At 65.9% G+C, this 15,477-nt stretch carries 17 protein-coding genes; 9 read left to right on the top strand and 8 right to left on the bottom strand.

Annotated features, from left to right (window positions below; translation table 11 throughout):
- Positions 1 to 2: 2 nt before the first annotated feature.
- The 4 genes from KPL74_01110 to pilG form a co-directional block, all read right to left on the bottom strand.
- The gene (locus KPL74_01110; protein ID QWT20622.1) at positions 3 to 1,988 is read right to left on the bottom strand and encodes a methyl-accepting chemotaxis protein; all 1,986 of its coding nucleotides are present in this window, start codon (positions 1,986 to 1,988) and stop codon (positions 3 to 5) included.
- Between the two features lie 217 nt (positions 1,989 to 2,205).
- Positions 2,206 to 2,751: a chemotaxis protein CheW gene (locus tag KPL74_01105; GenBank protein ID QWT20621.1), complete on the bottom strand. Its 546-nt coding sequence runs from the start codon at positions 2,749 to 2,751 to the stop codon at positions 2,206 to 2,208.
- A gap of 7 nt (positions 2,752 to 2,758) precedes the next feature.
- A complete protein-coding gene (locus KPL74_01100) occupies positions 2,759 to 3,130 on the bottom strand; it encodes a response regulator (protein QWT20620.1) in 372 nt (123 codons plus the stop codon).
- A gap of 35 nt (positions 3,131 to 3,165) precedes the next feature.
- Complete coding sequence (pilG, locus tag KPL74_01095) at positions 3,166 to 3,522, bottom strand: twitching motility response regulator PilG (GenBank protein QWT22560.1); 357 nt, start codon at positions 3,520 to 3,522, stop codon at positions 3,166 to 3,168.
- Positions 3,523 to 3,878: 356 nt separating this feature from the next.
- Between pilG and gshB the strand changes: the two genes are divergently transcribed.
- The gene (gene gshB, locus KPL74_01090) at positions 3,879 to 4,820 is read left to right on the top strand and encodes a glutathione synthase (GenBank protein QWT20619.1); all 942 of its coding nucleotides are present in this window, start codon (positions 3,879 to 3,881) and stop codon (positions 4,818 to 4,820) included.
- A complete protein-coding gene (locus KPL74_01085; GenBank protein QWT20618.1) occupies positions 4,817 to 5,680 on the top strand; it encodes an energy transducer TonB in 864 nt (287 codons plus the stop codon). Before gshB ends, KPL74_01085 begins: the two co-directional genes overlap by 4 nt.
- Positions 5,681 to 5,729: 49 nt before the next feature.
- Here the strand turns inward: KPL74_01085 and KPL74_01080 are convergent, their stop codons facing one another.
- On the bottom strand, positions 5,730 to 6,056 hold the full coding sequence (locus tag KPL74_01080; GenBank protein QWT20617.1) for a hypothetical protein: 327 nt from the start codon (positions 6,054 to 6,056) through the stop codon (positions 5,730 to 5,732).
- A 91-nt stretch (positions 6,057 to 6,147) separates the two neighbouring features.
- Between KPL74_01080 and KPL74_01075 the strand changes: the two genes are divergently transcribed.
- From KPL74_01075 to KPL74_01055, 5 genes are all read left to right on the top strand, one after another.
- Positions 6,148 to 6,714 carry a YqgE/AlgH family protein gene (locus KPL74_01075; GenBank protein ID QWT20616.1) on the top strand — a complete coding sequence of 189 codons (567 nt, stop codon included), beginning with the start codon at positions 6,148 to 6,150 and terminating at the stop codon, positions 6,712 to 6,714.
- 3 nt (positions 6,715 to 6,717) lie between these two features.
- Positions 6,718 to 7,137 (top strand): Holliday junction resolvase RuvX, encoded by a 420-nt coding sequence (gene ruvX, locus KPL74_01070; protein ID QWT20615.1) that lies wholly within the window; start codon positions 6,718 to 6,720, stop codon positions 7,135 to 7,137.
- A 33-nt stretch (positions 7,138 to 7,170) separates the two neighbouring features.
- Positions 7,171 to 8,097 (top strand): aspartate carbamoyltransferase catalytic subunit, encoded by a 927-nt coding sequence (locus KPL74_01065; GenBank protein ID QWT20614.1) that lies wholly within the window; start codon positions 7,171 to 7,173, stop codon positions 8,095 to 8,097.
- Positions 8,098 to 8,175: 78 nt separating this feature from the next.
- Positions 8,176 to 9,924 (top strand): hypothetical protein, encoded by a 1,749-nt coding sequence (locus KPL74_01060; protein QWT20613.1) that lies wholly within the window; start codon positions 8,176 to 8,178, stop codon positions 9,922 to 9,924.
- A 239-nt stretch (positions 9,925 to 10,163) separates the two neighbouring features.
- Positions 10,164 to 10,529, top strand: coding sequence for a BON domain-containing protein (locus KPL74_01055; GenBank protein ID QWT20612.1), 366 nt, complete (start codon positions 10,164 to 10,166; stop codon positions 10,527 to 10,529).
- 117 nt (positions 10,530 to 10,646) lie between these two features.
- On the opposite strand, the gene KPL74_01050 is transcribed toward KPL74_01055, so the two are convergent.
- Together KPL74_01050 and KPL74_01045 are read right to left on the bottom strand one after the other, a co-directional pair.
- Positions 10,647 to 11,810, bottom strand: coding sequence for a PilT/PilU family type 4a pilus ATPase (locus tag KPL74_01050; GenBank protein ID QWT20611.1), 1,164 nt, complete (start codon positions 11,808 to 11,810; stop codon positions 10,647 to 10,649).
- Between the two features lie 202 nt (positions 11,811 to 12,012).
- The gene (locus KPL74_01045) at positions 12,013 to 13,050 is read right to left on the bottom strand and encodes a type IV pilus twitching motility protein PilT (GenBank protein QWT20610.1); all 1,038 of its coding nucleotides are present in this window, start codon (positions 13,048 to 13,050) and stop codon (positions 12,013 to 12,015) included.
- 116 nt (positions 13,051 to 13,166) lie between these two features.
- Here KPL74_01045 and KPL74_01040 point away from each other — a divergent pair, with 116 nt between their 5' ends.
- Together KPL74_01040 and KPL74_01035 are read left to right on the top strand one after the other, a co-directional pair.
- On the top strand, positions 13,167 to 13,991 hold the full coding sequence (locus tag KPL74_01040; protein ID QWT20609.1) for a pyrroline-5-carboxylate reductase: 825 nt from the start codon (positions 13,167 to 13,169) through the stop codon (positions 13,989 to 13,991).
- Positions 13,988 to 14,563, top strand: coding sequence for a YggT family protein (locus tag KPL74_01035; GenBank protein ID QWT20608.1), 576 nt, complete (start codon positions 13,988 to 13,990; stop codon positions 14,561 to 14,563). The genes KPL74_01040 and KPL74_01035 overlap by 4 nt, the downstream gene beginning before the upstream one ends.
- A 465-nt stretch (positions 14,564 to 15,028) precedes the next feature.
- On the opposite strand, the gene KPL74_01030 is transcribed toward KPL74_01035, so the two are convergent.
- Positions 15,029 to 15,400, bottom strand: coding sequence for a transposase (locus tag KPL74_01030; protein ID QWT20607.1), 372 nt, complete (start codon positions 15,398 to 15,400; stop codon positions 15,029 to 15,031).
- Between the last annotated feature and the right edge of the window lie 77 nt (positions 15,401 to 15,477).

Below are 15,477 nucleotides of genomic sequence, written 5' to 3'. Positions count from 1 at the left end.
CATTAGCCCGGCAGCTTGAAGTTCGCGACGGAGAGTCGCAGGTCGTTCGCGAGCTGGGCCAGGTTACCGATCGATTCCGCCGTCTGGCTTGCGCCGAGCGACGTCTGCGAGGTGATCTCCTGGATGACGTTCATCGTGGCCGACGTATCCGTCGCCGCCGCCGACTGCTGGCGGGCTGCCGCCGAGATGTTCTGGATGAGTGCCGACAGATCGTTCGACACGCGCTCGATGTCGCCCAGGGCCGTACCGGCATCCTCGGCGAGGCGTGCGCCTGCCACCACTTCCGCGGTGGTCTGTTCCATCGAGCTCACCGCTTCGTTGGTATCGGACTGAATCGCCTGCACCAGCGTTTCGATTCGCTTGGTCGCGCTGGCGGAACGTTCTGCCAGGCGCTGCACTTCGTCCGCCACGACCGCGAAGCCGCGGCCCGCCTCACCCGCCGAGGCGGCCTGGATGGCCGCGTTCAGTGCGAGGATGTTGGTCTGCTCGGCGATGTCGTTGATCAGTTCCACGATCGAGCCGATTTCCTGCGACGACTCGCCCAGGCGCTTGATGCGCTTTGAGGTTTCCTGGATCTGGTCACGGATGGAATCCATGCCCTGGATGGTTTCGCGCACCACTTCGGCACCGCGCGATGCGATCTGCACCGAGCGCTGCGCCACGTCGGCGGATTCCGCGGAGTCCTTCGACACCGTATCCATCGAGGTGGCGATCTGGTTGATCGCGGAGGTCGCCGAGGTGATCTGCTGCGCCTGCTGCTCGGCCGCGTCGGCCAGGTGCATGGCGGTGGCCTGGGTTTCCTGGGCTGCCGCCGAGACGCGCACCGCCGTCTCGTTGATCGTGGTGACGAGGTTGCGCATCTCGTCCACCGCGGAGTTCATGGCGTCCGCGATGGCGCCGGTGATGTCCTCGGTCACCGTGGCCTTGATGGTCAGGTCGCCTTCGGCGAGCGTGCCCATTTCGTCCAGCAACCGCATGATCGCGGTCTGGTTACGCTGGTTCAGTTCGCTGGTGGTCTCCAGGCGGCGGCGCTGGTCGCGGACCAGGCTGAAGACGAGGACCAGGGCGAAGGCGACCGTGGCGATCGCACCGAGCAAGCCGGCCCACACGTTCGGGAACAGGCGGGTCAGCGGCAGCTTCGCGATCTGGTCCGCGGATTCGTTCGCGCGCAACAGCACCGTCTGCGAGTCCAGCGACGCCTGGTTGCCGGCGCGCTTCACGTCCTGCAGGTTCGGCGACGCCGAGACCAACTGGGTGACCGGGTCGACCAGGTCGCCCCACGAGGTCTGCATGTCGACCAGGATCTTGTGGGCGTTGGCGTCGGGGATGGCGCGCACGCCACCGTCCGGGTTGCCTTCGACCAGGCCCTTGAGCACCGAGCCGTACAGCTGGGCATCGCGGGACAGGCCATCGGCGGCGGACTGTGCGGAGTCGCCACCCTGCAGGATTTCCTGCACGCGGCGGATCATGCGGTCAGCCATCAGCATCCAGCGCGCGATGGTGAAGGTCTGCTCCACCGAGGCGTTCTTCTGCTGCACGATGTTCAGCACTTCGTCCGTGCGCGCGTTCAGCAGCGGCATCTGCTTGGCGAACAGGTCGGCACGCTCACCCGAGGCGAGCACCAGCTCCTTGTTGCCGAGGATCTTGCCGATGTCCGCGTCCAGCTGGTGCCAGGCATTCGCCAGTGCACCGATCGAGCGGCCGGTGTTACCCGCCTGCTGCGCGTAGGCCGGCATGCCGGTCTTGTCGTCGCCGGCGACCAGTCGCTGCACGGCCGAGTCGATGGTGTTGCGCGTGGCGGACAGCTCGCGGAACGAATCGCGATTGCCGTCGGACGCCTCCAGCGCGTACTTCGCAGTCTGCTGCGAAAGCACCTGCACCTGCGTCGTCAGTGCGATGGCTTCGCGGTCTTCACCGTTCTTGCTGTTCAACAGCCAGAAGTCCACCGATGCCAGGCCAATGGATAGCAGCAGGAACACGATAACCATCGTGTACCCACCTTCACGGCCCACGCCCCCTGTTGTACTGCTCATATCCACCTCACCCAAACCTGGCAAAGCCATTGACCGGGGCTAGGCAGCCCCCGGCAGACGAGCGACCGTTCTGACGGCCGCCCCCTCGTTCCCGTCGCGCGACCGGTTGCCCTGCCCCGCGTATCCTGTTGCGGGAGGGCCTGCGGCCGTCCCGTCCCCCTTACTGGGCGCCTTACAGCGCCGCCTGCCGGAAGTCCGGCGCACGAACCAGGCGGTTCATGCTGAACAGCCCGAACGATTGCTCGCCGAGCTGGATGTTCTCCGTCACGAAACGCGCAAGGCGCGGATCGAGCTCTTCGTCACCGCCACCGCGCTGTTCGTCGTCCATGGTGCGCTGGCCGAACACTTCGTCGACCAGCAGGCCCACGGTGCCGCCGTGCTGGCGCACCAGCAGCAACCGGGTGCGCTCGGACGACGGCGTGCGTTCGTCGAACAGGAACCGCCCCAGGTCGATCGCCGGGACGAGGTTGCCGCGGACATTGGCCACGCCCATCAGCCAGGGCTGGGTGCCCGGCACGTTGGTCAGGGCCGGCACCGCCAGCAGTTCGTTGATTTCGTCGATGCCGCTCACGAAGGCGCGGCGGCCGACGCGGAAGCCGATGCCACGCCACAGGCCGACGTTTTCCACGCGTTCGGGCGCACCGGCCGAGTGCACGAGGCAGGCGCGTTCGTAATGGGCGAGCAGTTCAAAGGGCGTCAGTGCCACGTTCTCGCTCATAACGACCTCAGTTCTGCTTCGGCAACAGGTCAGCGATGGTCGAGAGCAGTTCCTTCTCGTTCACCGGCTTGGTGATGAACGCCTTGGCACCCTGGCGCAAGCCCCAGACGCGGTCGGTTTCCATCGATTTGGTGGTGATCATCACGACCGGGACGTCGGCGGTGGCCGGGTCGCGGCTGAGCGTGCGCGTGGCCTGGAAGCCATTCATGCCCGGCATGATCACGTCCATGATCACCAGGTCAGGCTTGCTGGCACGGATGCGGTCGATGCCAGCTTCGGCATTGTCGACGCTGGAGACGGAAAAACCCGCCTTTTCGAGCAGCGTGGTGAACACGCGTACGTCGGTCGGCGAGTCGTCGATGATTAGGATATTTGCCACACGTCCCCCTGGACGCTTGTGTAAGGGTGTGTCGATCAGCCGGCCGTCGCGTAGCGATGGATCGCGCCGAGCAACTCGTCGCGGGTGAACGGCTTGGTGAGGTACTGTTCCGCGCCCACGATGCGACCACGCGCCTTGTCGAACAGGCCGTCCTTGGAGGACAGCATGATCACGGGCGTGCCGCGGAACTGGGCATTGTTCTTGATCAGCGCGCAGGTCTGGTACCCGTCCAGGCGCGGCATCATGATGTCGACGAAGATGATGTTGGGCTTCTGGTCCGAGATCTTGGCCAGCGCCTCGAAACCGTCGACGGCGGTCAGCACGTCGCAGCCTTCCTTCTTCAACAGGGTCTCCGCCGTACGCCGGATGGTTTTCGAGTCATCGATGACCATGACCCGCAGGCCGGCCAGGTCCGTACCGCGTCCGTTGTCGTTCACTGCGCCCCCGTCACACGAAAAAACTGCAAGTCCCGGCAGCAGGATAGCCCGATATCGCCGGGTCATCCGTGCGCCAGGTCGTAAAGCCCGCTACCCCCCGGGCAGCGGTCACCGCTCTGCGGCGGCCCTTGTGTGGCTGTTTAATGGGTGGACGTGGTTGAGTCAAGATGAATTCTTCTTAAAGGCGGGGCGGGAGATGGGAAATGGGGGCGCACGAGCGGACCTGGGGGCTATCCGCAACGTTGCGCCCCCACTTCCCTTCCCCCGTCTCCCGCTAAACTTCGCCTCATTCTCCGTCCGGAACTCACCCCATGCCCCTCTCCGTCGCCGTCCTCATGGACCCGATCAGGGCGATCAAGATCGCCAAGGACTCCACGTTCGCCATGTTGCTGGAGGCCCAGCGCCGTGGCCATGCGTTGCTGTACATGGAGCAGGGCGACCTGGCCTTGCGTGGGGGCGAGGCGTGGGCGCGGCTGCGGCCGTTGACCGTGAAGGAAGACCCGAACGGCTGGTTCACCCTGGGCGAGCCGTCGTGGCGGCCGCTGGGCGAGGTCGACGTGGTGCTGGCGCGCAAGGATCCGCCGGTCGATGCCCAGTTCATCTACGACACCATGGTGCTGGAAGCGGCGCAGAAGGCCGGGTGCCGGGTGGTCAACGACCCGCGCAGCCTGCGTGACTGCAACGAAAAGCTGTTCACCCTGCAGTTTCCCCAGTGCACGGCCCCTACCCTCGTTTCCCGCGACCGCGCCGAGCTGAAGGCCTTCGTGGCCGAGCACGGCGAGGCGGTCCTCAAACCGCTGGACGGAATGGGCGGGCGCGGCATCTTCCGGGTGAAGGTCGGCGACAGCAACCTGAATTCCATGCTGGAGACCCTGCTCGACGGCAATCGCCACTTCGCCATCGCGCAGAAATACATTCCGCAGATCAGCGCCGGCGACAAGCGCATCCTGCTGGTCGACGGCGAGCCGGTGCCCTACGCCCTGGCCCGGATCCCGCAGGGCGACGAATTCCGCGGCAACCTGGCCGCCGGCGGCCGTGGCGAGGGCATTCCGCTCTCCGATCGCGACCGCTGGATCGCCGCCCAGGTCGGGCCGGAGCTGGTCCGCCGGGGCCTGCGCTTCGTTGGCCTGGACGTGATCGGCGACTACCTGACCGAGATCAACGTCACATCTCCGACATGCATCCGCGAGCTGGACGCCCAGTTCGGGCTTAACATCGCGGGGCTGCTGTTCGACGCGATCGAGGCCCGATGACGACCCGTACCACCGGCGCCGACCTGATCGGCGCGACCCTGCTGTTTTCTTTGATGCTGCATGGCGTGCTGATCCTTGGGGTCACCTTCCAGGCGGAAAAACCCGCGCCCAGCGTGCCCACGCTGGACGTGACGCTGGTCGACGTCGCTAACCAGGAACAGCCCGACAAGGCCGACTTCCTGGCCCAGGCCAACAATTCGGGCGGCGGCGACCGTGACAAGGCCTCGCGTCCGTCCGAGCGTGTGAGCGGGCCCCTGCCCACGAAAAACCAGGGCGTGGTGGCCGAGACCCAGGAAGCGCAGGCGCCCACGCCGCGCGAAGCCACGCCCGACCAGGTCCTGACCACGGCCGGGCAGACCGCCTTCCGCGTCGACACCACCCAGGCCCAGACCGAGCAGAAGGAAACACCGCTGCCGCCCTCCGACAAGGACGTGCAGCGCAAGCTCGAAATGGCCCGGCTGGCGGCCGAGGTCCGCGACGAATCCGAGGCCTACGCGAAGCGGCCGAAGAAGAAATACATCTCCTCGAACACGCGCGAATACGCCTACGCCGCCTACATGAAGGGCTGGGTGAGCCGGGTGGAGCGGGTCGGTAACCTGAATTACCCGGACGCGGCCCGCCGCGGCGGGATCCACGGCCAGCTGATCCTTACCGTCTGCCTGAACCGGGATGGCACGGTGAAGAGCATGGAAGTGGTCAAGAGTTCGGGCTCCGAGGTGCTCGACCTGGCCGCGCAGAAGATCGTGAAGCTGGCGGCACCGTTCCCCGCGGTTCCGAAAGATCCGAAAGAGAAGGTGGACGAGCTTTACGTCACGCGGACGTGGCAGTTCAAGCAGGGTGATGTGTTGGGGACGTATTGAGGCGCGGGATCGCGTGTAGGAGCGCGCCTGCGCGCGATCGCCGACTGCTTCACGGCTTCAACAGCTGGTCCGCCTCGCTGACGTACGCCTTGTTCGCCTTCCTATCCCACACGCACAGCTCGCGCCCCGGCGCGTTTTTCATGTGCTTCTGCGGATAACGCCCGGCCAGCACCAGCGCGGTCACCGGCACCCGGTCGTCGTACTGGATCAGGCCGCCGACCGGCTTCGCGTCCTTCAGCCCGCTGGCGGCCACGCATGCCTGGGTTACCCGTTGGTCATAGTCCTTCCAGGCGGCGGGCGTCGAGGCGCTCGCGGCGGACGCCGAACACACGGCGAAGACGCCGATAAAACCTTTTACAAACATCATCTTCGGCATGACGTGCCTCCTTGTGAACCGGTCCACACGCTACGCGATCCGGGCTGAACATTTCCGCGCGGCGGCGGCCGCCTGCGGCTACAATGGAGCCATGAGTATCGCCAACACCTTCGCCGGGCAATTCCTCATCGCCATGCCCTCGCTCGCCGAGCCGCCGTTCGCTCGTGGGGTTGCCTTCCTTTGCCAGCATGGCGAGGACGGTGCAGTGGGCCTGCTCATCAACCAGATGTCCGAATACCGCCTGGGCGACGTGCTCGCCCAGATGAAGCTGCCGTGCGAAGACATCGAGATCGCCGACCACCCCGTGTTGATTGGCGGCCCCGTGCAGCAGGAGCGCGGTTTCGTGCTCCATCGCGATCACGGCCACTGGGATTCCAGCTACCGGATCAACGACGACTGGTCGGTCACCACCTCGCGCGACATCCTCGTGGCGATGGCGCATGGCGAAGGCCCGCGCCGCGCCATGGTCACGCTGGGCTACGCCGGCTGGGAAGCCGGCCAGCTCGAACAGGAAGTGATGGAAAATGCCTGGCTCACCACCCGGGCAGACGAGCACATCGTATTCGACACGCCGATCGAAGAACGCTGGTTCGCCGCCACCCGCAAGATGGGCGTGCGCGACCCGTCCCAGCTGGCCGGCTACGCCGGGCACGCCTGATCCATGAGCTGTCTGTTCGGATTCGACGTCGGCACCAAGATCGTCGGGGTAGCCGTGGGCAACCGCCTCACCGGCACCGCGCGTGCGCTGGCCACCCTGCCCGTGCGCGACGGCGCGCCCGACTGGCAGGCGCTGGATAACCTGCGCCGCGAATGGTTGCCCGCGGAACTGGTCGTCGGGCTGCCACTGGACAACGATGGCAAGGAGCAACCGATGACGCGCACCGCGCGGCGGTTCGCCCAGCGCCTTACCGAGCGCTACGGCATCGCCGTGGCGTTCGCCGATGAACGCATGACCTCGCAGGAGGCGGCCCGGCGTTTCGCCGAGGGCCGCGCCGCAGGCACGCGTAAGCGATCGGATGCAAAATCCATCGATGCCGAAGCCGCCGCGGTGATCCTCGAGTCGTACCTTCTGCAATCGTAAGCCCGAAGATTCCCTTGTTAGCTTGAGGACGTCATGTCAAATCGCCTGCGCCACCTGACCACCCTCGAGAACCTGCCGCGCGAGACCATCGAGCGGTTGCTCGACAAAGCCAACGCCATGCGCGACGCCAGTGCCCATGGCACGCGCAAGCTCGACACCCTGTCGGGGCGCACCGTGCTTAACCTGTTCTTCGAACCGTCTACGCGCACGCGCACGTCGTTCGAACTGGCGGCGCGCCGGCTCGGCGCCGACGTGATCAACTTCGACATCGGCCTGTCCTCGACCAGCAAGGGCGAGGAGCTGTTCGATACGTTGCACACCCTCGAGGCCATGCACCTGGACGCGATCATCGTCCGCCACAAGGTCTCGGGCACGCCCGAGGAACTGGTCAAGCACGCCATGAGCGGCGTTTCCGTGGTCAACGCGGGCGACGGCAACCGCGCCCACCCGACCCAGGGCCTGCTCGACGCCCTGACCATCCGCAACCATCATCCGGACATGCGCAAGGTCAAGGTCGCCATCTGCGGCGACGTGCGCCATTCGCGCGTGGCCCGCTCCGACGTGCACGTGCTGGCCGCCCTCGGCGCCAAGGACATTCGCATCGTCGGGCCGTCCGCCCTGCTGCCCACCGAGGGCGAGCTGAAGGGCGTGACCTACCACGAGGATCTCGACGAGGCCATTGCCGGGGTCGACGCCGTGATCATGCTGCGCCTTCAGAAAGAGCGCATGGCGTCGACCGACCTACCCGACGAAGCGGCCTATTTCGAGCGCTACGGCCTGGACACCCGGCGGCTGGCCCGCGCGGCAAAGGGCTGCCTGGTGATGCATCCGGGCCCGATCAACCGCGGCATCGAGATCGCCTCGGACGTCGCCGACGGCGCCCAGTCGCGGATCCTCGAGCAGGTCGGCAACGGCGTGTTCGTCCGCATGGCCGTGTTGTGTGAAGTGCTCGGCCGCTAAGCCGCCCTGCCCGGCCGCCACCGCGGCGCGCGATCCGGCATAATGGCGGTTCCAAGGGAACAATCAACAGGATAGAGAATGCGACCGACGAAGCGACTCCTCGCGCTCGGCGTCGCCAGCGTGCTGCTGGCGGCCTGCGGCCACAAGGACAAGGATGCCCCGCTGGCTTTCGTGCCGGCCGATACACCGTATGTCGTGGCAAGCCTCGACAAGCTGGACGACAGCGCCTACGAGGCGGTGATCGCCCAGATCAATGCGGAACTGCCCGGCCAGGTCGTGCAGCTGAAATCCTATGCCCAGGAGTTCGAGGGCAAGGGCAACGTCGACACGGCCCGCCTGATGCGCGCCCTGGTCACCGAACTGGATGGCAAGAACGCCGAAACCGTGCTGAAGAGCACCGGCGTCGACATCAAGACCGGCTCGGCCGTGTACGGCATCGGCCTGTCCCCGGTGGCACGTGCCGCGCTCGCCGACCCGGCCGCGTGGGACGCCTTCGTGGGCCGCCTCGAAACCGCCTACGGCAAGAAGCTGGACACCGCCAACGCCGGTGGCCAGGCCTACCGCCACGTGGCGCTGGGTGATTCCGGCGTGCAGCTGGTGATCGCCACCGTCGACAAGCAGGCCGTCGCCGCCCTGCTCCCGGGCGATGCCGCCGAGCCGCTCGTGCGCCAGGCGCTGGGCGTCGACCGCCCGGACAAGAACCTGCAGGACGACGGTCGCCTCGCCGACCTCGCCAAGGCCAAGGGTTACAAGGACTACGTGGTCGGCCAGGTCGACCTCGCCCGCCTGCTGCCGCTGGTCGCGGCCGGCAAGGATCCGCTGTTCGCCACCTTCATGAAGCAGCAGTCGAAGAAGACCGGCGAACCCGCTCCGCAGATCCCGGCGAGCTGCCAGGAAGAGGCCACCCGCGTCGCATCGCGCGTGCCGTCCTTCAGCTTCGGCTACACCCGCCTCGACCTGCACCACGTCGAGCAGCGCGTCGACGTGGCCCTGGCCAACGACATCACCACGGCCTTCTCCGGCCTGAAGGTGGAACTGCCGGGCCTGGGCAGCGATGCCACCGGTCCGTTCGAAGCCAGCTTCGCCCTGCCGGTCGAGCAGCTGCGTACGTTCTTCAGCGCGCAGGCTGACGCGGTGGCGGCCAAGCCGTTCACCTGCCCGGCCTTCGCCAGCCTCAACGACAGCTTCACCCGCCTGGGTTCGACGATGCAGCAGGCCGCGATCCCGCCGTTCGGCGATATCCGTGGCGTGCGCATCATCGTCGACTCCTACAAGCCCGGCGCACCGGGTGCGGCCCTGCCGCAGGTCACCGGTCGCGTCGTGCTCGGCACGCGCAACCCGGCAGGCTTGCTCGCCATGGGCCAGGCCGTGCTCGGCGGTGACTTCAAGCTCGCCGCCGACGGCAAGCCGGTCGCACTGCCCGCCAACCTGACCCAGTCGCTCGGCATGCCCGCATGGGCCGCCATGAACGGCCAGGCCATCGCCATCGGCCTGGGCGCCGGTGAAGACGCCAAGCTCGACGACGTGTTGATGGGCAGCACCGGCGATGCCGGCCGCATGGCCCGCCTGCACCTCAACGGCGATATGTACCGCACGTGGGTCGACGTCATGTCCGACAAGGCCCAGCAGTACGCCACCGCCATGGCCGAAGCTTCCACCGCCGACGGCGCCCCGGACACGCAGGCAAGCGACACGGCCGCCGCGCAGCGTTCGAAGGCACAGTTCGATGCGATGAAGGCGCAGGCCGCACGCGTGGTCCAGGTCGGTGGCGAAGCCCACGTCGACGAAAAGGGCCTCGTCATCTCCGGTGCCGTCGAATACAAATAAACGTGCACATGTAGGAGCGCGCCCGCGCGCGAAAAGGGGACGCCACCAGGCGTCCCTTTTTTTTGCCCGCGATAAAGCTCGCCCCACTCCCAACCGTGAAAACGAAATCGGCAAACCTGAACCACCCCGATTTCCACCCACGAATCGTTCACGGGTGCGCTGGTCAGATTGGCCCCGCGACCGAGGCAGCCACAGTGCGTGGCGCCCGCCGCCCCATTCCAGAGTAGAAGGAGTTCCCCATGATGAACGCCAATATCCGCAAGGCCCTGTTCGCTGCCGCCCTCGTTGCCGGTCTCGGCTCGGTGCCGTTCGCACAGGCGTATGCCCAGGACTCCGCCGCGGCCGCTTCGAAGGGTGACAACCAGACGGTCGCCGGCAAGGCCGACGATACGTGGATCACCACCAAGGTGAAGTCCGAGTTCGCTGCCAACAAGAGCGTCAAGGGCACCGACATCTCGGTCAGCACGACCGAAGGCGTCGTCACCCTGACCGGCACCGTCGCCACGGCTAAGGAAAAGAGCCACGCCGAAGCGATCGCCAAGAAGGTCAAGGGCGTGAAGAGCGTCGATGCCAGCGGCGTGACCGTCTCGGCTGCTGCCAAGTAATACGTTCGAAATGGCATGAAAAGGGAGCCGAAAGGCTCCCTTTTTTCGTGCGTTCGCTGGCGGTGGGGCACCTGTCTCGCGCGCAGGCGCGCTCCTACAGCAACGGGACGGGCGGCGTTAGCGCTGGAGCATGCCGCCGAAGCTGTTGCGGTCCTGTGGCTTGTCGATCTCGACGCCGTCCAGGCCTTGCGACAGCGTATGGGCGTCGCCGCCCTGGGCCAGCTTGATGCGCAGGCGGACTTCGTTCGAGCTGTCGGCATGGCGAAGCGCGTCTTCGTACGAGATCTCGCCAGCGTGGTAGAGCTCGACCAGGCTCTGGTCGAAGGTACGCATGCCCAGCTGGTTGGAATCGCGCATCAGTTCCTTGAGCTTGTGGATCTCGCCCTGGCGGATGTAGTCCTGCGCCAGCGGCGTGCCGAGCATGACTTCGACCGCCACGCGACGCGCCTTGCCATCCGGCGTGGGGATCAGCTGCTGCGCCACGATGCCCTTCAGGTTCAGCGACAGATCCATCAGCAGCGCGCTGCGACGGTCTTCCGGGAAGAAGTGCAGGATGCGATCCAGGGCCTGGTTGGCGTTGTTCGCGTGCAGCGTGCAAAGGCAAAGATGGCCGGTTTCCGAGAAGTTGATGGCGTGTTCCATCGTTTCGCGGGTACGCACTTCGCCGATCATGATCACGTCGGGCGCCTGGCGCAGCGTGTTCTTCAGCGCGTTTTCCCAGGTATCGGTATCGATGCCGAGCTCGCGCTGGGTAATGATGCAGCCTTCGTGGCGATGCACATACTCGATCGGGTCTTCGATCGTGATGATGTGCCCGGTGGAATTCTGGTTGCGGTAGCCGATCATCGACGCCAGCGAGGTCGACTTACCGGTACCCGTGCCGCCCACGAAGATGATGATGCCGCGCTTGGTCATCGCCAGCTGCTTGATGATCGGCGGCAGGTTCAGCTCTTCCGGCGTCGGGATCTTCGACTCGATCCGGCGCAGCACCATGCCCACGCAGTTACGCTGGTAGAAGCACGAGACACGGAACCGGCCCACGCCCGAGGCGCTGATGGCGAACTGGCATTCGTGGGTTTTTTCAAACTCTTCGCGCTGCGCCGGCGTCATCACGTTCAGCACCATGTCGCGCGACTGCTGCGCCGACAGGGGGCTCTGGGTGATCGGCACGATCCGCCCCTGCACTTTCATCGAAGGCGCGACGCCAGCGGTGATAAACAGGTCGGACGCCTGCTTATGCACCATCAGCTTGAGGAATGAGGTGAAGTCGAACTCGCTCATGGCGTGGATCCCCGTTGCCGGAACGGGCCGGCTCCCCTGTAGGGCGATCATATACCTGCGCTGGCACGCTTGCAGCGACCGGCTTCACGGAGCACAGAGCGTACCGAGTACCGGGTTGAGAGTACCGAGTCAGACCCAGGGCCAGCCCACCCCGGCTCCTACCCTCAACTCCTTACTCCCAACCCCAAACGCTCCTACTCCCTTACCGGAAGCCTTCCTTGTTCTTCGCATACATCATCGCTTCCTGACGGGTGATCAGGCCGCGCTTGACCAGGTCAGTGAGGTTCTGGTCCAGGGTCTGCATGCCGTACTGCTGGCCGGTCTGGATGGCCGAGTACATCTGGGCGACCTTGTCTTCGCGGATCAGGTTACGGATCGCCGGGATGCCGACCATGATTTCGTGGGCTGCCGTACGGCCGCCACCGACCTTCTTCAGCAGGGACTGCGAAATCACCGCGCGCAGGGACTCGGAGAGCATCGAGCGGACCATCGGCTTTTCACCGGCGGGGAACACGTCGATGATGCGGTCGATGGTCTTGGCGGCCGAGGAGGTATGCAGGGTGCCGAACACCAGGTGGCCGGTTTCCGCGGCGGTCAGCGCCAGGCGGATGGTTTCCAGGTCGCGGAGCTCGCCGACCAGCACGTAGTCGGGATCTTCGCGCAACGCGGAACGCAGGGCCTCGTTGAAGCCGTGGGTATCGCGATGGACTTCACGCTGGTTGACCAGGCACTTCTGCGAGGTATGCACGAATTCGATCGGATCCTCGACGGTGAGGATGTGGCCGTATTCGTTCTTGTTGATGTGGTCGACCATGGCCGCCAGGGTCGTCGACTTGCCCGAGCCGGTCGGACCGGTCACCAGGATCAGGCCCTGCGGCTGTTCGATCAGCTCACGGAAGATCTTCGGCGCACCCAAGTCTTCCAGGGTGAGCACTTCGGACGGAATGGTACGAAACACGCCGCCCGCGCCACGGTTGTGGTTGAAGGCGTTGACGCGGAAGCGGGCCAGGCCGGGAATCTCGAACGAGAAGTCGACTTCAAGGAATTCCTCATAGTCGCGGCGCTGCTTGTCCGACATGATGTCGTAGATCAGCGAATGGACCTGTTTGTGCTCCAGGGGCGGGATATTGATGCGTCGAACGTCACCGTCCACGCGGATCATGGGCGGGAGGCCTGCGGAAAGGTGCAGGTCGGAGGCCTTGTTCTTCACTGAGAAGGCAAGGAGTTCGGCGATATCCATTGTGGTCCCCTATCTTTGTGGGCCAAAGGTAACCAGCCCCGGGGGTCGGCGCAAGGCGGCACACCATATATGCTTTATGGGTATGTGAACGTCGTCGCTAACGGAGTGGACCACGCATGAATCGGATCGCCTTCATCGGCGGCGGCAACATGGCCACGGCCCTGATCGCGGGCCTTGTCCGCCATGGCGCCCAGCCCGGCGGCATCGCCGTGGCCGAGCCACGCGCCGAGCCCCTGCAGGAGCTCTCCCGCCAGTATGGCGTGGCGACCTACACCGACAACGCCACGGCTGCCGAAGGCGCTTCGATCCTGGTCCTTGCCGTGAAGCCGCAGATGATGGCCGAGGTCTGCCGCGGCCTGCGCAGCGTGGTCCAGCAATACCGGCCCATGGTGGTCTCCATCGCCGCGGGCATCCGCATCGCCCAGCTGGAGCGCTGGCTGGACGCCGCCCTGCCCATCGTTCGCTGCATGCCCAACACCCCGGCCATGTTCGGCGCCGGTGCCACCGGCCTGTACGCCAACGGCCGGGTCAGCGCGCCGCAACGCGCCGAGGCCCAGCACGTGCTGGATGCCGCCGGGCTCACCGTGTGGGTGCCTGACGAGGACCAGCTGGACATCGTCACCGCCCTCTCCGGATCCGGTCCGGCCTACTTCTTCCTATTGGTCGAGGCGCTGGAGAATGCCGCCTTCGCCCAGGGCATGTCGCGCGAGACCGCCCGGGCGCTGGCCGCGCAGACCGCGCTCGGCGCGGGCCGCATGCTGATCGAAAGCGGCGAAAGCGCCGCCAGCCTGCGGCAAAAAGTGACCTCGCCCAACGGCACCACCCAGGCCGCGCTGGAAAGCTTCCGCGACGACCATTTCCCCGCCATCGTGGCACGCGCCGTCGACGCGGCACGCCGCCGCGGTGTTGAACTCTCCGAACAGATGGAACAGAACTCGTGAATTACCTGACCAACGCGGGCGGCCTGCTGCTCAACGTGATCTTCGGCGCCCTGGTGGCCCTGTTCGTCCTGCGCCTGCTGGCCGAGGCGAACCGCGCGGATTTCAACAACCCGATCTGCCAGTTCCTCTACCGCTTCACCAACCCGGTGCTGCGCCCGCTGCGCAAGGCACTGCCCAGCGTTCGCCGGATCAATACGGGCGCCGTGCTGGTCGCCCTGGTGATCGAGTGGGTGAAGGTGGTCCTGGTGGTGCTGTTGGCGGGTTTGCCGCTGTCGCCGCTGGGCATCCTTGTGCTGGGCATCGCCGAGCTGCTGGATTTCCTGCTGCTGACCTGGATCGTCGTGGTGTTCGCGTGGTCGCTGATGAGCATGTTGTCGACGGACCGCTACCATCCGGTGGCGCGTTTCGTGACGGCGCTGGCCGAGCCGCTCGTCCGTCCGCTGCGCGGCCGGGTGACCCTGGGCGGCCTGGATTTCTCGCCGACCGTCGTCCTGCTCGGCCTGTTCCTGGCCCGTATCCTCATCGCCCAGCCCCTCCAGGACCTCGGCGGCCGCCTCCTCATGGGCCTGTAGGAGCGCGCCTGCGCGCGATTGGGGTCGCCGTTCCATCGAACCTCCCCGCGGCGCTCGAACGTGCCCGCAGGACCAGCCCTCGGCGCCCACCCTCGCTGCTCAAACAGGTCCTCCGCGCTCGACAGGGTTGGCCGCAGCCGCGGCCCGTGTATTTAATCGGCCTACGGCCGCTCGCTTGTGCGGAACTCGCCTCGAGGGTGGGCGCCGAGGGCTGTTCTTGCCGGCCGCACGCGACGGGTGGGAAAGCATCGCCAGCGGCGGCGTCTGTAGGAGCGCGCCTGCGCGCGAATGGATGGTGCCGAACAATGGCAAATGCCAAAGCTCAGGGCATCGTTTCGATGTGATTCAAAGGCGCAAGTGTGAGCCGGTGACACAGGTTCCGTCATCTCCGGAATGTCCGCTATTCGCACGCAGGCGCGTACCTGCCGCGTTGCCGCTCCGTCAGACGGTGTAGCTGCTACGCGGCTAATCCAACGTTGCCGGGGTGCGCTGGCTCGACAGTATCGTTCTCACCTTTTTTGATGACCTGCGGGGCTTCAAGATTTTTTCGAGGTGAGAGGGCAACTGTTTTTTTAGGACATCACGCTCTTCGGCCAGGACCTCGCGCGCTCTTTCCGAAGCCGCCAGCCGCTCCTTGAGCTGCTCGATAAGGAGCGCCTGCGCGGCCGTCGTCGACGGTATCGCCGCTTGTTCTTGCCGCCACTCCTCGACCCAACGCCGCAGCGCCGTGGGGCCGACACCGGCTATTTTCGCGGCCTGGGGCGAGCTGTAGCCCGCCTCAACCACCAGTCGAATGGCTTCGGCCTTGATGGCCGGGGAAGTTATCTTGAAACTCATGGATCACCTCGCAGGAGATTTTGCATCTACTGGGGCATCGAGGAAATCCCGGCCACTACAGACGCGCTCGTACAGGC

It is taken from the genome of Bacillus sp. NP157, from assembly GCA_018889975.1.
Lineage (GTDB): Bacteria > Pseudomonadota > Gammaproteobacteria > Xanthomonadales > Rhodanobacteraceae > Luteibacter.
Note: the sequence above shows the minus strand (reverse complement) of the source record. Positions and strands in the feature narration are given on the sequence as shown.